Origin of the sequence: Sphingobacterium tabacisoli (assembly GCF_017908035.1) — a bacterium.
GTDB classification, from domain to species: Bacteria; Bacteroidota; Bacteroidia; order Sphingobacteriales; family Sphingobacteriaceae; genus Sphingobacterium; species Sphingobacterium tabacisoli.
The window spans coordinates 118277-138676 of record NZ_JAEQMU010000002.1 but is presented as its reverse complement, the minus strand read 5'-3'; the positions used below and the strand labels follow the sequence as shown (position 1 = coordinate 138676).

16 protein-coding genes are annotated in these 20400 nt (G+C 44.1%); 8 read left to right on the top strand and 8 right to left on the bottom strand.

Annotation, left to right across the window (positions count from 1 at the left end; all coding sequences use genetic code 11):
* Positions 1-61: 61 nt before the first annotated feature.
* Positions 62-589: a GNAT family N-acetyltransferase gene (locus JKG64_RS11545; protein WP_210354465.1), complete on the top strand. Its 528-nt coding sequence runs from the start codon at positions 62-64 to the stop codon at positions 587-589.
* A gap of 1 nt (position 590) precedes the next feature.
* Here JKG64_RS11545 and JKG64_RS11540 read toward each other — a convergent pair whose 3' ends face one another.
* The 3 genes from JKG64_RS11540 to JKG64_RS11530 are packed head-to-tail and all read right to left on the bottom strand — an operon-like array spanning position 591 to position 4047.
* On the bottom strand, positions 591-2099 hold the full coding sequence (locus JKG64_RS11540; protein ID WP_210354464.1) for an NAD(P)H-hydrate dehydratase: 1509 nt from the start codon (positions 2097-2099) through the stop codon (positions 591-593).
* A gap of 2 nt (positions 2100-2101) precedes the next feature.
* Positions 2102-3202: a glutaminyl-peptide cyclotransferase gene (locus JKG64_RS11535; protein WP_210354463.1), complete on the bottom strand. Its 1101-nt coding sequence runs from the start codon at positions 3200-3202 to the stop codon at positions 2102-2104.
* Positions 3203-3207: 5 nt separating this feature from the next.
* Entirely contained in the window at positions 3208-4047 is an 840-nt protein-coding gene (locus tag JKG64_RS11530; protein WP_210354462.1) for an NAD(P)-dependent oxidoreductase, read from the bottom strand.
* Positions 4048-4217: 170 nt separating this feature from the next.
* Here JKG64_RS11530 and JKG64_RS11525 point away from each other — a divergent pair, with 170 nt between their 5' ends.
* From JKG64_RS11525 to JKG64_RS11500, 6 genes are all read left to right on the top strand, one after another.
* On the top strand, positions 4218-4562 hold the full coding sequence (locus JKG64_RS11525; protein WP_210354461.1) for a cupin domain-containing protein: 345 nt from the start codon (positions 4218-4220) through the stop codon (positions 4560-4562).
* Between the two features lie 3 nt (positions 4563-4565).
* On the top strand, positions 4566-5003 hold the full coding sequence (locus JKG64_RS11520; protein WP_210354460.1) for an RrF2 family transcriptional regulator: 438 nt from the start codon (positions 4566-4568) through the stop codon (positions 5001-5003).
* Between the two features lie 118 nt (positions 5004-5121).
* Positions 5122-6333 carry an NO-inducible flavohemoprotein gene (gene hmpA / locus JKG64_RS11515; protein ID WP_210354459.1) on the top strand — a complete coding sequence of 404 codons (1212 nt, stop codon included), beginning with the start codon at positions 5122-5124 and terminating at the stop codon, positions 6331-6333.
* A gap of 227 nt (positions 6334-6560) precedes the next feature.
* Positions 6561-7736, top strand: coding sequence for a tryptophan synthase subunit beta (gene trpB / locus JKG64_RS11510; protein WP_246512572.1), 1176 nt, complete (start codon positions 6561-6563; stop codon positions 7734-7736).
* Between the two features lie 60 nt (positions 7737-7796).
* On the top strand, positions 7797-9827 hold the full coding sequence (locus tag JKG64_RS11505; RefSeq protein ID WP_210354458.1) for a M3 family metallopeptidase: 2031 nt from the start codon (positions 7797-7799) through the stop codon (positions 9825-9827).
* Between the two features lie 12 nt (positions 9828-9839).
* Positions 9840-11006 carry a dicarboxylate/amino acid:cation symporter gene (locus tag JKG64_RS11500; protein WP_210354457.1) on the top strand — a complete coding sequence of 389 codons (1167 nt, stop codon included), beginning with the start codon at positions 9840-9842 and terminating at the stop codon, positions 11004-11006.
* Between the two features lie 434 nt (positions 11007-11440).
* Here the strand turns inward: JKG64_RS11500 and JKG64_RS11495 are convergent, their stop codons facing one another.
* The 3 genes from JKG64_RS11495 to argS all read right to left on the bottom strand — a co-directional run bounded on the left by JKG64_RS11495 (position 11441) and on the right by argS (position 15772).
* The gene (locus JKG64_RS11495; protein ID WP_262897767.1) at positions 11441-12637 is read right to left on the bottom strand and encodes a BaiN/RdsA family NAD(P)/FAD-dependent oxidoreductase; all 1197 of its coding nucleotides are present in this window, start codon (positions 12635-12637) and stop codon (positions 11441-11443) included.
* Positions 12638-12746: 109 nt separating this feature from the next.
* Entirely contained in the window at positions 12747-13820 is a 1074-nt protein-coding gene (locus JKG64_RS11490) for a Gfo/Idh/MocA family oxidoreductase (protein ID WP_210354456.1), read from the bottom strand.
* A gap of 167 nt (positions 13821-13987) precedes the next feature.
* Positions 13988-15772: an arginine--tRNA ligase gene (gene argS, locus JKG64_RS11485; protein ID WP_210354455.1), complete on the bottom strand. Its 1785-nt coding sequence runs from the start codon at positions 15770-15772 to the stop codon at positions 13988-13990.
* 109 nt (positions 15773-15881) lie between these two features.
* On the opposite strand from argS, the gene JKG64_RS11480 reads away from it, so the two are divergent.
* The gene (locus JKG64_RS11480) at positions 15882-17273 is read left to right on the top strand and encodes an arginine decarboxylase (RefSeq protein ID WP_021070919.1); all 1392 of its coding nucleotides are present in this window, start codon (positions 15882-15884) and stop codon (positions 17271-17273) included.
* A gap of 43 nt (positions 17274-17316) precedes the next feature.
* Here the strand turns inward: JKG64_RS11480 and JKG64_RS11475 are convergent, their stop codons facing one another.
* Both JKG64_RS11475 and JKG64_RS11470 read right to left on the bottom strand, forming a co-directional pair.
* On the bottom strand, positions 17317-18246 hold the full coding sequence (locus JKG64_RS11475) for a M23 family metallopeptidase (protein WP_210354454.1): 930 nt from the start codon (positions 18244-18246) through the stop codon (positions 17317-17319).
* 101 nt (positions 18247-18347) lie between these two features.
* Positions 18348-20354: a calcineurin-like phosphoesterase C-terminal domain-containing protein gene (locus tag JKG64_RS11470; protein WP_210354453.1), complete on the bottom strand. Its 2007-nt coding sequence runs from the start codon at positions 20352-20354 to the stop codon at positions 18348-18350.
* Between the last annotated feature and the right edge of the window lie 46 nt (positions 20355-20400).

Sequence of the window (20400 nt, the reverse complement as noted above, 5' to 3'; positions counted from 1 at the left end):
GATTATTACAAACACAGTACTTTTTTGACCATCTCCAAAGATTATCTTTTACCTTCGTACTATGCATATCAGACAGGCAAATAAAAACGACCATCAGGCGATATCGGTTCTGCTACAGGATGCCTTTAAAGAAGAAGTACACAGTGACCACAAGGAGCATCTGCTGGTGGATAGACTCCATCGTTCAGCTGCATTTATCCCGGAGCTTTCCTTAGTTGCCAAACAGGATCACCAGATTATCGGTTATATTCTTTTAACCCGAATTCATATTGCGAGCCCTTTATCCGGAGAGGTCACCTCCTTGGCATTGGCCCCCGTCGCTGTGAGCCCCTCCTATCAGCAAAGAGGAATTGGTAGCCGTCTGATACAGTATGCCCACGATAGAGCCCGGGACCTGGGATTCGGTTCTGTAGTGGTATTGGGACATGAGGATTATTACCCCAGACTGGGCTACAAAATGGCAAAAGACTATGGTATCCGCTTCCCATTTGATGTCCCCGAAGAGAATTGTATGATCATCGAGCTACAGGAAGATGCACTGAGGGGACACAGCGGTCAGGTCATCTATCCAAAAGAATTTATGGAATAATCTAGGTTGTTTTTTCCAATTCCAAAAATGCCTGTGGTAGAAATTGAATCGTATCTGTGGGTAAAAGACTATAGGTACCTATCCCTACTACTGCTATATCAGCGGCTCTTCCATGTAGGTACACCCCCATGACCGCAGCTTCCTCCGTCGAATACCCCTGCCCAAGCAAAGCTGTCAAGACGCCCGTCAATGCATCGCCACTTCCTCCCGTCGCCATTCCGACATTCCCTGTGCTATTAAAGTAAACCCGTTCATCCGCCAGCACAATTGCCGTATTAGCCCCCTTGATCAAGATGCATAGCTGATATCGGGTAGCCAATTGCTTCGTTTTTTCGATCTTCTCCCAGTCATTATCCCATGCGCCGATGATACGTTGCAGCTCCTTAGGGTGCGGTGTCAGAATACTCCTTGGGGGAATCAATGCCAACAGGTCAGGTTCTTGTGCCAATACATTCAACGCATCAGCATCCAGTACCAATGGAATCGACGGGGCGGCAGACAGAAATTCACGAAAAGCCACTTTTGTCTTTTCCCCTGTCCCCATACCTACCCCCAGTCCCATAGCTTGGTAAGGAGCAATATCGGGAAAAGAAGAAATCAGGTTCTCCTGCTCATCCGTAATCAACATGGCCTCCGGCACAGCCGTCTGCAGTATATTGTACCCACAGCGTGGCACATACAAGGACAATAAACCACAGCCCGAGCGTAAGGCTGCCTTCGAAGCCAGCTGTACAGCCCCGATCTTGCCATAACTCCCCCCCATCAGCAGCACATGCCCGAACACCCCTTTATGCCCAAATTTCTTACGTCTTTTATAGAATGGCTGTACATCCTCCTTCGTCACATAGATACTATCCGATGTCACGCGAGCCATTGCCTCTTCGGTCAGACCTATATCCAACACTTCAAATCCCTCAAAAAAAGATTGGTTATCCGGCATCAACAGCGCCAGCTTTGGACTCTGAAAAGTCAATACTTCATGCGCATACACCACCGGGCAACCTATCGGTGTAGGACTGTCGGACAACAGTCCAGACGGCATATCTACCGCGATGACCTTACAGCCCGAGGTATTTATTTGTTCGACAATATGTCGCCAGGAATTATCCAGTCCACGCTGCATTCCATAACCAAATAGACAGTCCAGAATTATGGCATCGTCTGGTATGTCCAGACGATCTTCAGGCGCAAACTTTTGTATCAATGAAACAGGATTTCGCTTTTGGCCATCTTTATTATCTTGCGAATAGGATAGAGCGTCCAGGAGATACACGCTCACCTTTGCCTGTCGCTGCCGCAGATATTGCGCCAGCACCAGCCCATCTCCGCCATTGTTCCCTTTTCCGCAAACAACCACAAAACGCTCCTTCGACAAAACATACCTGCTTTCCAATGCCGACAAGAGTGCGCCTGCCGCACGCTCCATCAGCTGAAAACTGGAAATACACTGCTGTTTAGCCGTCTCCCCATCCACCCAAGCCATCTGTTGCGCCGTAAAGATCTTTGCCATAACTAATCTATTTTAATCTCAAACATTTTATCCCAATTTTTTCCGGTTACAAAAAAGGTATTTGTTCGCTCATTATAAGCTATACCGTTCAGCACGTCCAAATCAACATGCTGTGTAACCATCGTCTTTAATTTTGATAAATCTATCAACCCTTCTACCACACCTGTAACCGGATCAATAATACCGATCAAGTCCTCCTGATAAAAATTAGCAAAGATTTTATCTTTTACCCATTCCAGCTCGTTGATGGTCGGCACAGGCCCTTCACTGGTGACCACCTGTATGATATCTTTGGGCTTAAAATCACCTGCATTCAACAGGTATATCTTTTCAGAACCATCGCTCATGAACAGGTCTTTCCCGTTATTGGTAAGCCCCCACCCCTCCATGGGCTTAAAATAAGGGAGTGTTTTCTTTTTCTCCAGGCTTGATATATCATAGACATACGCTTCATTATTCTTATAGGTCAATTGATAAAGCTCTTTATTCAAAATTGTGGTGCCCTCCCCAAAGATATTATCATCTAAAGTTATCATGCGCTCTACCTTTCCGGTTTTCGGATCTACAATTCGAATACTGGATTTTCCTTTTTTGCCACTTCGCCCTTCCCCATTACCAGTACCTTCCAAAAGTTTGTCTCCATAAAACTCAAGCCCCTGCGTGTAAGCTTCGATATCGTGGGGATAGGTATTTACCAGTTCATAATTACGCAGTTTTGGTTCCGTAGTAGGTAGATAATCGACTCGCACATTTGCCTCTTCCGTACCCGTATTTACATAAATTGTTGCTTTCACGACTTTAATACCAAATTTGCTTTTGCCAAAATCGTAGTTTAACTCCTCATTGCCATCTACCCGCCCTATCACATCACCATCGATAGCATACAGAACAGAATCGATTTTTGTCCCTTCCGGCCCCTTCACTGTCAAAGACAGCGTATCCCCAGGATTATACTTCACCTTAAACCCCTCACTTACGATCGAATAGCTCGTATCCAGCGTTTCAACAGTCGCATTACTCTCCTGACTTTCCTTCGTTCCCGAGTTGCATGCCCCTAGTGATAATATCAATAAAGCGCAACCCATAAAATTTCTTGCGTACATTACTTCTATTTTTTTAAATAATCAATCACCGCCATTACATCCTTTCCTCCCAATCCCTCTCGTTGAGCGGCACTATACGTATCGATCAATGGTTTGGTCAGCGGATAATCTGCCCCTGCCTCTTGTGCCAACAATACATCCTTCAGCATCAGGTCCAGTGCAAATGCCGGGCTGTAATCATCTTTCAATAGTAGCGGTGTCTTCACCTTTGTAGCACCACTGCCACTTGCACTTTCATTGATGATTTCCAACATATCCGCCCGGGATACCCCCAGGCTACCAGAGAAAAGAACCGTTTCGGCCAACCCTTGATATAGCGTTGACAAGAAGTAATTGATAGCCAACTTTGCGGCTATTCCCTGTCCGTTTGTTCCGACATGCTTGGTCAGCTTGCCCATTTTTTCAAAATAAGGCATGGCGCGTGCGATGTCAGAACTGTCACCGCCAGCCATAATGATCAGCGTGCCCTCCGTAGCTGGCATTGTACTGCCCGCGACAGGTGCATCCACAAACGAAGCTCCCTGCTCCCGTATCCTTGCAGCCAGCTCCTGGCTCAGCCTTTGGGAAATAGTACTCATATCCACAAAAAGCTTTCCTTTGATATCCTGCTTTGTAATGATCTCATATACCGCAGATACCGCTACATCATTGGTCAACATGGTAAATATAATAGTATTAGATGCCACCAGGCTCTCCATATCAGGCGCCACCACCGATTGCGAGGCAAAACCCGCAGCCTTCTCCGCTGTCCTGTTATATACCGTAAGTGGGAACCCCGCTTTTTCCAAATTCTTGGCCATAGGATATCCCATATTGCCCAGACCTATAAATCCTATATTTTCCATATTCATATCTTTTTCTATACATACTAGTATACGGATTTTTGGGCACACATCACGACTCGGTTTTCGATTATCTTTGCGGGATCGTTTTTGAATAAAAGATATTTTTGTCTTTTATTCGAAGAATACCTATATTTGATTCGTCAATTATCACAGAGATCAATAACAGTAACATGGAAATAATATCTCTTCTAGAAAATATCAGCTATGCAGAAAATCATCCTTCTGCCCAGGTTCTGATCAATAATGCTTACAGCAAGGAAATCCGTATCACCTTTCGCGAAGGACAGGAAATGAAAGCCCACAAGGCTCCCTACCCTATTATCGTAGAGGTTGTCGAAGGTTTTATCGATTTTGGTGTCGGTGCAGAACGCTATCCTTTACCTAAAGGCTCGCTCATCAGTCTTGAGGGCAATATCGTACACGACCTTCGAGCTACAGCGGACAGTATCGTACGTCTTTCCCTTTACAAAGGCGACCAGATAGAGCGGGTACAACAAGCGGTAGAAGGACAGTAATCGATGGGGCTTTTTTCCAAAACATGTGAATATGCGATGCGGGCGGTTTTTTATATTGCCAGCCACTCCGCTGATGGGAGCCGTCCCGGAATTAAAGAGATTGCCGAAAACATCAACTCTCCTGAACATTTTTTGGCTAAAATACTGCAAAAACTCAGTAAAGGAGGAATTATATCCTCCATCAAAGGTCCCAATGGCGGTTTTTACATTGAGCCCAATGGATTGAAGCGTCCCTTAGCAGATATCATCACCTGCCTAGAAGGAGACGAAATATTCACGGGTTGTGGCATGGGACTCAGTTACTGCTCAGAAAGCAATCCCTGCCCTCTCCATAATGAATTTAAGAAAGTCAGAAACCAGCTCACCCACATGCTTTATAAGACCAGTATCGGAGAGTTTAACAGCGAGCTTTTGACAGGAGCCCTTACGCTCAACAAATAGCTTTTTTTAAACCCTAATAAAGGATAAAAATATCCACTATTAAATCAGCGAGAAATAACTTTTGGATATCGCGTACCAAAATAGAAGACAAAAATATCTTTTAATAATTTAATATATCATGACAACAGATCAAATACAACTCGTAAAAAGCACGGTACCCATACTAAAGGAACACGGTGTACTACTGACCAGCCATTTTTACAAACGCATGTTCGTGCATAACCCCGAGCTAAAACATGTCTTCAACATGGGCAATCAGCAGAACAGTAAACAGCAGACAGCTCTTGCTATGGCGGTACTTGCTTATGCCGAACACATTGAGAATCCTGCCGTACTGATGCCTGCTGTAGACCATATCGGTCATAAGCATACGAGTCTCGATATCCGTCCAGAGCATTATGCTATCGTCGGACAGCATCTGATTGCTTCGATTTCCGAGGTACTAGGAGATGCTGCTAGTCCGGAATTGCTCGAGGCATGGACGCTAGCTTACCAACAGCTCGCCGCCATTATGAGTGGCCACGAACAAAAGATCTATAGCCAGCAGACCGCAAAAAAGGGCGGATGGACAGGATGGCGGCCATTTGTCGTATGCGAACGGGTCAAAGAATCCAACGAGATTACCTCTTTCTACCTGTATCCTTCCGATGGTGGTGACGTAGCCGACTACCTACCCGGACAGTATATCAGTCTTCGTTTGTTCCTTCCTGAGCTCAATCTCCTACAGCCACGCCAATACAGTATCTCCTGCTCTCCCAATGGAAAATACTATCGGATTTCTGTAAAACGGGAGGCAGGCAGCAAGCACCCCGATGGTATGATCAGCAATCGTCTTCATGACCATATCTACGCGGGAGATATCGTCGAACTGACTGCTCCGGCGGGTTCCTTCGTACTAAACAAACAGACCCCATCACGCAAGGTCTTCATCAGTGGTGGTGTAGGACAAACTCCCCTACTATCCATGCTGGAAGATATCGTCGCCAAACCAGATACACAAGGCGTTCCGCCCGTAACCTGGATCCATGGATGCCGTAGTGAGCAGGTACATGCTTTCAAGGACAAAATTGCAGAGATCTGTACAAGCTACAAACAGCTGGATCAACACATCTTTTACGAGAACGAACAATCTCCGGCAAAAAACCACTACCAAGGACGTGTCGAACTCGAAATATTAAAAAATGAAATATTAAAACCGGAGACCGATTACTATATTTGTGGGCCAGCTCCATTCATCAGCAAGCATTACGAATTCCTGATTGCCAATGGAGTACCTGTCGAAACCATACATTTTGAAGAATTCGGACCTGCATCCCTTCAATTGAACTAACAGGTCACCATTATATTTTTGTACCAAACCACTAACTATAGAAGGGTTTCTATCAGGCTGTACCTACGCTCACCGAGGAAGCTGTCTTTTAGAAGCCCTTTACTCCGCAAATAATCGTTTACAACGGATACAGCACATTTTCCTTCCCTTATTATCTGACTTTCACCTTGTTTATTATCGAGAATTTATCTAAGTTTAACGCTCAATAATTATAACATTAAACTACAATGATAGAAGTCAAACCGAATCCTTCCATGCTTGCTCACCAAGGCAGCTATGGCGAGTATGGGGGAGCGTATATTCCACCCGTATTAGAGAAACAATTACAACAGCTCGCTGATTTTTTTGACAACGAAACACAAAAAGAAGAGTTCAACGAAGAATTCATTCAACTGCTGAAAAACTACGTTGGAAGACCTTCCGCTCTATTTCACGCTAAAAATCTAAGTGAGTATGTAGGCTCTAAAATATACTTAAAACGCGAAGACCTCAACCATACCGGATCGCACAAGATCAACAATTGTATCGGTCAGATCTTGCTTGCCAAGAGAATGGGTGCCAAAGAGATTATTGCCGAAACCGGGGCAGGTCAGCATGGTGTTGCTGCCGCTACAGCATCCGCATTGTTAGGCATCCCTTGTAAGGTATTTATGGGCGCTATCGATGTCGAGCGCCAAGCCCTCAACGTAAGACGTATGCGTCTACTGGGTGCAGAAGTAATCGCGACAGAACTCGGTAGTAAAACCCTTAAAGACGCTGTCGATGCTGCTTTGGGTTACTATATCGAAAATCCAACATCCTTCTACCTATTGGGGTCGCATGTAGGACCACATCCTTACCCTAAGATGGTCGGCTACTTCCAGTCCGTAATCGGTCAGGAAGCCCGTCAGCAGATCCTTGCATTCGAAAGACGCTTACCGGATAGCATTTTTGCTTCTGTAGGCGGTGGTTCCAACGCGATAGGATTGTTCTCCGGCTTCTTAGAAGACAAAGAAGTATCTATCCATGGTGCCGAAGGTGGTGGCGATGGTACCTATCCAAACACGGCGGCGACCTTATCATTTGGCAAACCGACCGTATTTCAAGGCACACGTTCTTACTGTCTTGTCGATGACAATGGCGAGCCTATAGCTTCCAAATCTATTGCTGCAGGTTTGGACTACCCAGGGATATCACCGCAACACGCCTATCTAAAAGACACCAACCGTGCACAATACTACCCGGTTACCGATCAGGAAGCAATCGAAGCATACAAATTATTGTCCCGTCTAGAGGGCATCACCACTGCTATCGAAAGTGCCCACGCTGTAGCTTTAGCCATCAAGTTACTCAAAGGTAAAAACGAATTGGCCATCGTCAATGTATCCGGTAGAGGAGACAAAGACGTCGAGCGCGAGATGTAATAGTTCTAACAGATATTTGTGCGGCTACAATCCGCACAAATATTTGTTAACTTTACACCCATGGCAATACTAACGAACACATTCAATACGCTACACAATACAGCGCCATTTTCGCAGATAAAGAACGAAGATTATATTCCGGCTTTCGAAGAAGCTATCCAAAAAACAAAGGACGAAGTAGACGCTATCGTCAATAATCCTGCTCCACCGACTTTTGAAAATACTGTAGAAGCCATGGCTTTCTCTGGAATGACCTTAGACCGTCTTTCTAGTATTTTCTTCAATCTCCATTCGGCCGAGACCAACGACGAACTCGAGAAAATCGCACAGGAGGTGGCTCCAAAGCTTTCCGAGCTGAGCAATGACATCACCCTCAATTTTGACTTATTCAAACGCATACAGCAAGTATATGAGCAGCGTGCAGACCTTGACCTCAGTACCGAACAGCGGACACTATTAGAAAAATCTTACAAGGATTTTGCCCGCAATGGAGCGCTGCTACAGAGCGAAGCCAAAGAAGAACTTCGTAAAATCGACACCGAACTTGCGGTGTTAAAACTAAAATTTGGCGAGAACGTACTGGCCGAGACCAATGCTTATCAATTGTTGATAGAAGATGAGGCTGACCTAGCAGGACTACCTGATGGCCTCGTAGAAGCCGCTGCCGCACTGGCCGAAAGTCAGGATAAAAAAGGCTGGTTATTCACCCTGGATTACCCGAGCTATATTCCATTCGTGACCTATGCAGACAACAGAGAGCTACGCCGTGAGCTGGCCCTGGCCGCTGGCCGCAAGGCGTTTCAGGACAATGCCTATAACAATGAACAGCATGTTCTGAAAATTGCACAGCTTCGTTTCCAAAGAGCACAATTATTAGGTTATGATACCCACGCCCACTTTGTATTGGCCGAACGCATGGCACAGTCGCCCGAAAAAGTAAAAGCATTTTTGGATGACCTATTAGAGAAGGCCAAACCTGCTGCCGAACGGGAGTTCCACGAGCTTTCCGAGTTTGCAAAAAAGTTGGATGGGATCACCCAGCTCGAGAAGTGGGATGGCGCATACTACACAGAGAAACTAAAACAAGAACGCTTCAATCTCGATGATGAGAAACTAAAACCTTACTTTCAGCTCGAAAAAGTACTGGCTGGAGCCTATGAGACAGCTAGACTACTTTATGGCTTGCACTTCAAAGAAGTCCACAACATCGACAAATACCACTCCGAGGTACAGACTTTTGAGGTGAGCAATGATGCCGGCGAATTAGTTGCAATCTTTTATACTGACTTCTTCCCTCGTAAGGGCAAGCGCAACGGCGCCTGGATGACTTCCTTCAAGCCACAGTACCGTTACCAAGGAGTGGAAGAACGGCCTCACGTTTCTATCGTATGTAATTTCACACCTCCTACAGCCTCCAAACCTTCCCTATTGACGTTTCAGGAGGTCACCACCTTATTCCATGAATTTGGCCATGCCCTACACGGCATGCTGGCAGACACCACCTACCCGGGGCTTTCGGGCACGTCGGTATACTGGGATTTTGTCGAGCTACCGAGTCAGATTATGGAAAACTGGTGCTACGAAGAGGAGGCTCTCGCTCTCTTTGCCAAACATTACCAGACGGGCGAAAATATCCCTATGGAACTCGTCGAGAAGATCAAAGAATCTGCATCCTTCCTAGAAGGAATGGCTACCTTAAGACAGATCAGCTTTGGTCTGCTGGATATGGGCTGGCATGGGACAGATCCTCGCAGCATACATTCGGTCAAAGATTTTGAAAACCGACAATTTGCTTCTACCAAGCTCTATCCTGATGTCGCAGAGAACGCCATGAGTCCGAGCTTTTCGCATATCTTCAATGGCGGTTATTCGTCAGGATACTACAGCTACAAGTGGGCCGAAGTACTGGACGCCGATGCATTCGCCTACTTCCAGGAAAACGGCATCTTCAACAGAGAGATCGCTACAAAATTCAAGGAATCCGTACTTTCCAAAGGAGGCACCGAACATCCGATGGCGCTATACCTTCGTTTTAGAGGGCAGGAACCTCAGGTCGAGCCCCTATTAAAACGCGCCGGTTTATTGAAATAACAAACGATAAGGATGAAACAAATCACCAACAACCTTCTCTTCCGAGTCATCGTAGGAATTGCACTCGGTATTGGTATAGGCTATATTATTCCGGAATCTATAGGTCGTATTTTTGCGACCTTCAATTCCTTATTTGATCAGCTGCTCAAGTTTTTGATACCACTGATTATCGTAGGCCTGATTATTCCTGCGATTGCCAAACTCGGTAAGACCGCAGGTAGCCTATTGCTCATCACCGTCGGAATAGCCTACGGTTCTACCCTATTTGCAGGTTTTTCTTCCTACTTTGGCAGTATGGCGCTATTTCCCTCCCTTATCGAGGGGCAGGCCACAGCCACGATTGAAGAATCCAGCAAAGCATTGGCGCCATACTTTACGCTCAGCTTCCCACCCATCTTTGATGTCATGAGTGCACTGGTATTTGCCTTTCTTATTGGTATTGGATTGGCCCGTTTGGAAAATTCCACGCTGGAGAAAGTAGCCATTGATTTCGAAAAAATAATCTCTTTCCTGATCGAAAAACTTATTATCCCTATTCTACCAGTATTTATCTTTGGCATCTTCCTAGATATGACCTATTCCGGCAAGGTAGGAATGATATTGGATGTCTTCATCAAGATTATCGGCGTTATCTTCGCTATGCATATACTTCTTTTGGTAATACAGTTTGCGATAGCCGGTTTTATTGGAAAAAAGAATCCTTTTCGTTTATTAGTCACCATGATGCCTGCCTATTTTACAGCTTTGGGTACGCAATCTTCTGCGGCAACTATCCCCGTGACATTGGCACAGGCCAAAAAAGCGGGCGTCAGCGAAGATATCGCCAACTTCACCGTTCCTTTGTGTGCCACCATACATCTTGCCGGGAGCATGCTCAAGATTGTAGCCTGCGTTGTAGCACTCATGTTGATGCAGGGAATGCCTATTGACACCCTACAGATGTCCGGTTTTATATGTATGCTGGGAGTTACCATGATCGCTGCTCCGGGCGTACCTGGCGGAGCCATTATGGCTGCGATTGGGGTTATCGCCTCTATGTTGGGCTTTGACCTACAGAACCAAGCATTAATGATTTCCTTATATATTGCGATGGATAGCTTCGGAACAGCCTGTAATGTAACCGGAGATGGGGCTATAGCCGTAATTGTAGATCGTATTTATAAGAGGAGAAACGCTTAAATTAAAGGAGCGCTAGATATTGATTCTAGCGCTCTTTTATTAATATAGCTAATTGTTATTGTCACTCAGGCCGTGACATGCCTATACTTTTGTCTTGCCAAAAGTATACAAAAGCGTGTCGCTTGAACCTTTTGGACATAGACTATGCCTCCTTCTACAATTTCCAAAAGCTTCTCAGGCGACAATTGTCGTATATGAACAGTATATGCAATATTTAATGTACAGCTACTTTCATTCGACTTAGGACTTTGTAGCGTTAAGAAAGTGATTTAAATTCCGTAAAAAATTGATTTACAAAGTGAAGCAAAGCGGAACGTCTCAAATCAATTTAGGAATTTGAAATACTTTTAGCGTAACAATGTCCAAGTCTTGATTTTTTTGCTTCGTTTTTTCATCAAGGAAAAAATGAAGAGCCCAGCGGCTCAAGCAACAAATTATATATCCTGCGCTATCGCATAGCCAGCGGCCCATGCCCATTGGAAGTTATACCCTCCGAGCCATCCTGTGATATCGACAGCTTCCCCGCCAAAGTACAGCCCCGGATATTTTTTAGCTTCCAGCGTCTTTGGGTTCAGCTCTGCTGTAGATACTCCACCCCGCATCACTTCCGCTTTATCGTAGCCTTTATCGCCCGCAGGCTTGACTTTAAACTGATGGATAGTATCGACTACCAGATTGGCATCCGCCTTGCTCAGCGAGGCTATTTTCACCTCTATCGGCAAGAAGCGGGCCAATGCCTCCACCATCTTCTTTGTAAAGTACCCCTGTAATAATTGTCCCACTGTACGTTTTCCGCCTGCATTCCGCTCTGTAGCAATCAGCTCACGAAGTTTAAACTTGGGCAATAGATCGATGGTAAAAGATTCTCCGGCGCGCCAGTAAGAGGAGATCTGTAAGATTGCGGGGCCACTCAGCCCCCAATGTGTAAATAGAATATTTTCCTCAAAAGAGATTTTATCATTGTATACCCTCGCATATACCGAATTGCCGGAAAGCGAAGCGTACCAATCCGCCTCTTTACCCGTTATAGTAAGCGGTACCAGTCCCGGCGCTGTAGGGATCACTTCCAATCCCAATCCGCGGGCGGTACGTAGCGCAAAGTCGGAAGCCCCCAACTTTACCACAGGAAGCCCTCCCGATGCGAATACCACTTTTGGAGTCGTGATATGTTCGATTCTACCGTTTCTTTCGATCGTCAGCGTATACCCTACAGCCTCCTGCTTCAATTCCTTCACCAACGTATTCAACCAGATATCCTGCCCTGTATCGTACATCAATTGAGTAAATGTCGCTACAATATCCTTTGCCTTATTTGAAATTGGGAAAAGCTGCCCCAGTGTTTTTTCCTGCCCTTTGATCTTACCAAAGTTTTCAAAAAAAGACACCGTATCTTCTACCGTCCATTGCGCAAATACCGCATTCAGGAATTTCGGATTTTCCGATACAAAATTATCTGTAGACGTATATAAATTCGTGTAGTTGCAGCGTCCTCCTCCCGAAATCAGAATTTTAGCTCCCGGTTTATCATTACGTTCCAGGATCAAAGTCTTCTTGCCCAGTAAGCCTGCCTGTACCGCACACATCAGTCCACAGGCCCCTCCACCTATTATAATAGCGTCGTAGTTGTTCAATTTTTTTATTTGTTTGGAGTTTGTTATCCTGTTAACTTGTTATCATGTTATCTTGTTAACTTCATAACTCGATAACTTGTTCACTCGATAACTCGATAACCTATTCACCCTATGATATCAACTCCCCTTCGGTCTTCATTGTTCTTTGTTCTGCCCAAGACTGCTCGGCCAGTTCCAAGATACGGATTACATCACGTGCTTGCTCCGGCTTGACAAGAAGCTCCTCGTCGCCTAATAATGTTGCTACGATATTTTTATAGAAATCCTGTCCTGTTCCGATTTCGCTGAGTACATATTCCTCTACATCCTGACCGTTTTCCAGTAGCGAGAGTTTACCCTGTATATCAGCAGGCTCTACTCCCCAACTCGGATCCGCCTCCGGGCGTGCACCGGCACGTAGCAGGTTTTCCTGAGGATCTACTCCGCGCTTTACAAAACAGCCGTTCATCCCGTAGATAGCAAACCTTGGTGTAGGCTCTTTTGCTAACATTTGTCCCTTGAGCGAGACTTTGAGACTTGGGTAAGACAATATAATTTCAAAATCATCTACTGCGCTCGCACCATCACGCTGCGCCCGTAGATCTGCAAACACCGCATCAGGAAATCCAAAAAGCTGTAGAGATTGGTCGATCAGGTGTGCACCGAGATCATAATGTATGCCCGAACCAGGAAGCGCAGCTTCACGCCAAGCTCCTTCCCGTAGGAAATTACGGAAACGGTCAAAACGAGCTTCATAGTGTACCACTCGTCCCAATCTACCCGACGCCAACACCTTTTGCACCGTTTTGAAATCCGAATGAAAACGAGCGTTATGATGTACCGACAACAGTAAACCCTTCTCTTTCGCTAAGGCGATCAATTCATCCGCCTCAGCTGTCGTGTTGGTAAATGGTTTCTCGACCACTACATGTTTGCCCGCTTCTAGAGCAGCTTTGGTAAGACTATAGTGCACGTCATTGGAAGTCGCTACCACCACCATATCCACCTCAGGATCCTGGATAATATCTTCCGCAGACAATACCCCTATTGCATCCGGATAACGTTCAGCTAACATTTTCTGTTGCTCTTCTTTTCGAGCAGTTACTTTGTATAATTCCAGATTTGGATTACTCGCGATAAAAGGTGCATGAAACACATGTCCTCCTATCGAAAATCCTATTAACCCAACTTTAAACTTTTTCATTTCTCTAACTCTTTAATGTTGTTATCCAGTTATCATGTTATCCAGTTATCCTGCCTGTCCCGATCCAATCGGGATTATCTTCTTATTCAGTGATCATGTTATCCAGTTATCATGTTAACTCGATAACTTGTTAACTTCATCACTTGTTAACTCGATAACTTTCTAAACTACATCCTCTCCGGAACTTCAATTCCCAGCATGCGCATACTTTCGGCAATAATACGGGCCGATGCAACTGATAAATGGAGACGGAATGTCTTCACATCTTCCTGTTCTGCTTTAAGGATACTCTCTTCGTGATAGAATTTATTGTACAGTTTAGCCAATTCGTAGGCATAGTTTGCCAGTTGCGCAGGGCTGAACTCTTTTGCTGCCATCTCGATTATCGTCGGATAGTTGGCCAATGCCTGGATCATATCCCGTTCGTATGGAGAGAATGATGCCGGTACAATCTTAGGAGTAGCGCTATCAAAGTCTGCTTTACGTAGCACCGATTTGATCCGCGCATACGTATATTGAATAAACGGCCCCGTATGTCCCTGAAAATCCACAGACTCCTTTGGATCAAACAACAGTCTCTTCTTAGGATCCACTTTAAGCAAGAAATACTTCAGCGCACCCATTCCGATACTATTATAGAGCGACGCTTTCTCTTCTTCATCAAAACTCTCCGTCTTGCCCAGTTCTTCCGTACGCTCTTTAGCTGTATCCACCATTTCGGCCATCAGTTCATCCGCATCCACAACCGTACCTTCTCGGGACTTCATCTTACCCGATGGCAAATCTACCATCCCATATGAAAGATGGAACAAACCATCAGCCCAAGTCTTACCTAGTTTTTTCAGGATTGTGAACAGCACCTTAAAGTGGTAGTCCTGCTCATTCCCCACCACATACATCGATTCATCCATGTGGAACTCATCATATTTGAGCTGTGCTGTACCCAGGTCCTGCGTCATGTATACCGAAGTACCATCACCGCGGAGCACCAATTTCTGATCCAGACCTTCGTCCGTCAGATCTATCCAGACCGAATTATCTTCCTTCTTGAAGAACACTCCTTTTTCCAGACCTTCTTGGATAATATCCTTACCCAACAGGTAAGTGTCCGATTCGTAATAGTATTTATCAAAATCAACGCCCAACTGTTTGTAGGTCGTTGCAAAGCCATCATACACCCAACCGTTCATCGTTTTCCAAAGCGAGATGACCTCCTCGTCTCCTGCTTCCCACTGTTGCAACATAGTCTGGGCCGCTTTCATCAATGGAGCATTCTTCTTCGCTTCATCTTCCGACTGTCCTTCTACCTTTAAGGCTTCTATCTCTTGTTTATAGGCTTTATCAAATACCACATAATATTTACCCACCAGATGGTCACCCTTCATCGCTGTAGACTCTGGCGTCTCGCCATTGCCAAACAGTTGCCATGCCAGCATAGACTTACAGATGTGGATCCCTCTATCATTTACCAGATTCGCCTTTACCACCTCATAGCCATAAGCCTTCAATATTTCTGCGACCGAGTAGCCTAACAGGTTGTTACGGATATGGCCTAGATGCAATGGCTTATTCGTATTTGGTGACGAGTACTCCACCATCAGTTTCTTTCCATTCTTCGCAAACTGACCAAACCCTTCCTCCAATATCGTCTCGTTGAGCGTCGCTATCCAGTAGGCGTCAGACAAGCTAATATTCAGAAATCCTTTAATGACATTATATCCCGATATGACATCGATATGCTGCTGCAGGTAGGCACCGATTTCCATTCCTGTCTGCTCCGGCGACTTCTTCGAAAGTCGTGTAACTGGAAATGTGACAATCGTTATTTGTCCCTCAAACTCTTTGCGTGTTTCCTGCAAAGTGATCTGAGATTCTGGAATATCGGCGTCATAAAGTGACTTTACCGCCGCTACAGTCTCTTGGACGAGCGTAAGTTGTATAGAGTTAGCCATGTAAATATTGTGTAATATTTGTATCCTTCTGATAATGAGCCATAAAAATAACACCAGAAGTGTTTAGGTATTCATTCCGAAAGCATATCTTTGCCAAAAATAATAAAAAATGCAGAGCTATCAGGAATTTCTTGACTTAAGTGTTGGTTTTCCGCAAGACGGATTCGAAATAATCGACGACGAATTGTACTTCCACGATTTGAATTTGATGGAAATGATAGAGACGTATGGCACGCCGTTACGTTTTACTTATTTACCTATTATCAGCAAAAAAATTCAACAGGCGAAGATTCTTTTTCAAACCGCTATCCTTAAACACGATTATAGAGGGTCGTACAAGTACTGTTATTGTACCAAGTCTTCCCACTTTAAACATATCGTAGAGGAAGCTTTAAAAAATGACATCCACTTGGAGACATCATCGGCTTTCGATATGCCTATGATCGACTCTTTAGAACGTGCCGGTACGGTCACCAAAGACATTACCGTAATCTGTAATGGTTTTAAGACCTATCAATACAAGCAATATATCATCGACATGATCCATGATGGCTATACCAACATTATCCCGGTATTGGACAACAAGGAAGAGTTCAATCTCTATGACGATGAGATAGAACTAGATCAGCCTTGTGCCCTAGGGATACGTATTGCTTCTGAGGAACAGCCAGACTCACAGTTTTATACTTCCCGTCTAGGTATACGTATTGAAGACGTCATTGATTTCTACAACAACAAGATCGCTGATAACCCTAACTTTAAGGTTAAGTTATTGCATTTCTTTATCAACTCAGGTATTTCGGATACCCCGTACTACTGGAACGAACTAGAGAAGTACGTAACGCTATACTGTAAGTTCAAAAAAGTAAACCCAGATCTAGACACATTAGATATCGGTGGCGGTATGCCATTCAAAGACTCGTTGGTACATGACTTCGACTACGAATACATGGTCAATGAGATCGTGAACCGTATCAAACAGATCTGTGCACACCACGAAGTAATGGAACCGGATATTATTACCGAATTCGGAAAATATACTGTTGCTGAAGCTTCAGGTATACTTTACAAAGTATTGGGCCGTAAGCTACAGAATGACCGTGAAAAATGGTTTATGATCGATGGTTCATTCATCACCAACCTTCCGGATGTGTGGGCGCTGAACCAAAAGTACATCCTATTACCGATCAACAACTGGGATTCGGAGTACGAACGCGTCAACCTGGGCGGTATCACTTGCGATGGACAGGATTATTACAACCAAGAGGCACATATGAACTCCGTATTCATGCCTAAGACACGCAAGGTACAGTATCTAGGATTCTTCCACACAGGAGCTTATCAGGATGTATTGAGCGGTTATGGAGGTATACACCACTGTTTACTGCCATCACCTAAGCATGTGATCATCCGCCGTAATAGAGACGAGACATTCAACTACGAAGTATTCGGTGAGGAGCAAAACTCCAAACAAGTCATGAAACTTTTAGGTTATCAATAAAAACAAAGAAGGAGCTTTAAAAGCTCCTTCTTTATTTTTATTATTATTTCCCGTTATACTTCTTTATCTCCTTCTTACTCATTTCTTTGGTGATAAGATTCGGACTGAGTGATGCTGTATATTTCGCATCTTTCGTCAAGACAACAGCTTCCGTCCCCACATCAAATAGCGGTGTGATAAAACCATAGAAACTAGTCGAATTTGTAATATTCTTTCCTTCATTTGCATCCAGATCCGCAGACTTCAGATACATCAACATAAAACTTACGAAATACCCGTATTTACCGCGCTTTACGTTCTTTCCAATTACCTGCCCAGGAAATACAGTCGCCCCTAACTCCACCTGAACACTTCCATTGCTCAACCCGTCGTATTTTAACAATGAACCATCTTTATGCTCTATCATGATACTGTTCGTACTCGAACTATATTCCTTATCCTCTAGCACTGCATCGTCATGTCGGTCGTTTATTTCTACCACAATTCCTTTGCGCGAAGCGACAACCTCCTGCTGATCGGTGGTATAAAAATGATAAACTTTCCAATCATCGGGTGTTGTATTACCGAAATATCTTGCATTCAAAAAACCTGCCTCACCTGCATGCAGCTCCGTCCCAGCCTTAAAAGGCAGTCCATATACAAATGTTGGATCTATCTTAGGCATCAAACGCCCTCTGATATAACGGTAACTATACGAAAAGTCAATTCCATTATCTTTATTCATAGGTCTTAAAGTCAGTAACGTCCCCGAGTACCCCTCTGCTCTATAGATGTTCGTTGGAACACTTGAATTACCGAGCGATTTAAATTTTAAATTGACCGTCATCGTTCCTGGATCATCTTTCTCAAAACTCAAATCCACAGATTTATCATCATTACGTTTCGAGTTCATTCTGAGTGCACTTTCCTGTCCCAGCACCCATGAAGATATACTGAGATATAGCGCACAGCATAAAATACTTCTAAATTTCATAATTTCATTTATAATCCTTTAAGATAAAGAAAAACCTCAAAATATTCAAAATATTAAGAATAAAAAAACAGCTGTTCTTTTGGAATAGCCGTTTTTCTTAATTATTTCATCTGATAATCTAATCCCTTTGGACGAACCATCGTCTGTCGATATACTTTTCCAAAACGATCAGTCACGCGTATTTCCAATGTACTCGTAGGCGAAGAAGCTTTGACCTTAAACATATGTGCTGTCAGAGTGGTCACAAAATCTTCCGTAGGTACGGCATTACGGTTCAGTCGCTGTGCCGAATACGAAATAATATGTAGCGGGTCTCGCATCCGTACCCTATTCACATTAAGGGACGTACCGTTTTCAGTAACCTCTACTTTCCATCCCTTATCAAAATTCCACACATTAATCAGGACTTCGTTATTCTTATTCGGATTAGCGTACTCTGCCGCATACTTATTCCATTCTGATCCTGTATACGCAGGAGCATACTTATCTTTAGTCAGATGTACCTGATTGAGGTCATAGGCCCTAAACTGATAGTCTTCCTGCTCGCCGATAGCTTTGTACTTCCATTTCAAGTCCCTTCCCTGCATCTCCCATATACCGTATCCGCCTGGAGCTCCATCTTTACAGATATGATTTCCAGCATAGCCCACATTGCCAGTCCACCACCAGGTCGCACACACCGCTCCAGTATTATGCTCCATAATATTCGGTGCAGTAGCTAGCTCCACATTATAATTGATATGTGTATGTCCAGTAATCACATGCACCGTCGTGAAAGCTTTTAACACATTGACAAAATCATCCGCATTGGTAATTCTATATCCCGTAGTTTCATTCGTACCGCTCAACGAAGGATTACTATGCAAATGTGCATGCATCGCTATTACAATTGGTGTATTCTTATCAGTAATCGTTGCCAGATCCTTTTTCAACCATTCGATCTGGTTTTCTACGATTTTCGTATTGTAATTTCTCGCATCATTTACATTCAGGTACTCGATATTGTCCAATACAATATAATGGATCTTACCCAGATTGAAGGAATAATAAGTCGGTCCAATAATCGATCTATAAGTATTTTCGGATTCCCAATCGCCAACTGCCTTAGGGTCATTATCATGATTACCCATCGTATTGAATACCATAGCCTCAATCTTATTCATCTCTGCTAAATATTGTGGCAGAGCGTAATTATTCGAATACCAGTAACTTTCCCATGTCATATCACCGAGTGTCAGCGCGTACACCTTATTACCAGCGTTCTTATAGGACTGAATAGATTTATTAACATCGGGTAAAAAACCTTTTTGAAACTGATTGAGATCATCCGTACGTCGGGCCAGGTGCATATCGCCCAATATCATGACCGTATGTTTCTCGTTGTTTACCGGTTTAAGTTCGAAATCTTTGGTTTCGACAACATCTACAGGTTGATTAAGGCGTTGAAAAAACTGTGGCGCATTCATTGTTGTTGCCACTTCGTAGTTTCCGGGAATAGAGACAAACACATACCTCCCCTTTTTGGTAGATGGCAGGTAGTATATTCCATTTTCATCTGTAGTTGTCACTTCAAATCCATCTGATACAACCACATTGGCCAATCCTGCACCTGCAGCGTACACCACACCTTTTATAGTCATCCCCGCCCTATCCGGTATATTAGCGTTAAAATATAGATTAAGGATAGTCGTCCCCAACAGCAACGACTGTGATCCCCGTTTTACAGATATCCTATAGCTATCCGAAGGAATATCCATTGGGAATACAAAACTAATCTGATCTGCTGTGACAGTTTTACTCGTTATGGTGTATTTTCCTGTTGCTGTCATATTAGTCCGCGATTCAAAGTAGAGCTGATCACCGACTGCAAATCCTTTTCCACTAATACTATATTCTGAACCTTTGGTCGCATCTATATATGCAGCAATAAGCACCCCCGTAATGCTGAACTTACCATCATCCCCTCCTCCAGAATCTGGGGTAGTAGGTTCTTTTGTTGGTTCGGCTACAGATTTTGTACAGCCGTATAGATTTAAAGACAAACCTAACCCCGTCACTAAAGAAGCTTGAATAAACGAACGTCTGCTATAGTGAAATTTCTTTCTCATCGTTGAATGTTATTAAAAAGCCCGTGCGGAATACTCTACACGGACT

What these genes read in the sequence shown, in the direction of transcription:
- JKG64_RS11545 (WP_210354465.1), top strand. Translation starts at nt 62, where the DNA reads ATGCATATCAGACAGGCAAATAAAAACGACCATCAGGCGATATCGGTT.
- JKG64_RS11540 (WP_210354464.1), bottom strand. Translation starts at nt 2,099, where the DNA reads ATGGCAAAGATCTTTACGGCGCAACAGATGGCTTGGGTGGATGGGGAG.
- JKG64_RS11535 (WP_210354463.1), bottom strand. Translation starts at nt 3,202, where the DNA reads ATGTACGCAAGAAATTTTATGGGTTGCGCTTTATTGATATTATCACTA.
- JKG64_RS11530 (WP_210354462.1), bottom strand. Translation starts at nt 4,047, where the DNA reads ATGGAAAATATAGGATTTATAGGTCTGGGCAATATGGGATATCCTATG.
- JKG64_RS11525 (WP_210354461.1), top strand. Translation starts at nt 4,218, where the DNA reads ATGGAAATAATATCTCTTCTAGAAAATATCAGCTATGCAGAAAATCAT.
- JKG64_RS11520 (WP_210354460.1), top strand. Translation starts at nt 4,566, where the DNA reads ATGGGGCTTTTTTCCAAAACATGTGAATATGCGATGCGGGCGGTTTTT.
- hmpA (WP_210354459.1), top strand. Translation starts at nt 5,122, where the DNA reads ATGACAACAGATCAAATACAACTCGTAAAAAGCACGGTACCCATACTA.
- trpB (WP_246512572.1), top strand. Translation starts at nt 6,561, where the DNA reads ATGATAGAAGTCAAACCGAATCCTTCCATGCTTGCTCACCAAGGCAGC.
- JKG64_RS11505 (WP_210354458.1), top strand. Translation starts at nt 7,797, where the DNA reads ATGGCAATACTAACGAACACATTCAATACGCTACACAATACAGCGCCA.
- JKG64_RS11500 (WP_210354457.1), top strand. Translation starts at nt 9,840, where the DNA reads ATGAAACAAATCACCAACAACCTTCTCTTCCGAGTCATCGTAGGAATT.
- JKG64_RS11490 (WP_210354456.1), bottom strand. Translation starts at nt 13,820, where the DNA reads ATGAAAAAGTTTAAAGTTGGGTTAATAGGATTTTCGATAGGAGGACAT.
- argS (WP_210354455.1), bottom strand. Translation starts at nt 15,772, where the DNA reads ATGGCTAACTCTATACAACTTACGCTCGTCCAAGAGACTGTAGCGGCG.
- JKG64_RS11480 (WP_021070919.1), top strand. Translation starts at nt 15,882, where the DNA reads ATGCAGAGCTATCAGGAATTTCTTGACTTAAGTGTTGGTTTTCCGCAA.
- JKG64_RS11475 (WP_210354454.1), bottom strand. Translation starts at nt 18,246, where the DNA reads ATGAAATTTAGAAGTATTTTATGCTGTGCGCTATATCTCAGTATATCT.
- JKG64_RS11470 (WP_210354453.1), bottom strand. Translation starts at nt 20,354, where the DNA reads ATGAGAAAGAAATTTCACTATAGCAGACGTTCGTTTATTCAAGCTTCT.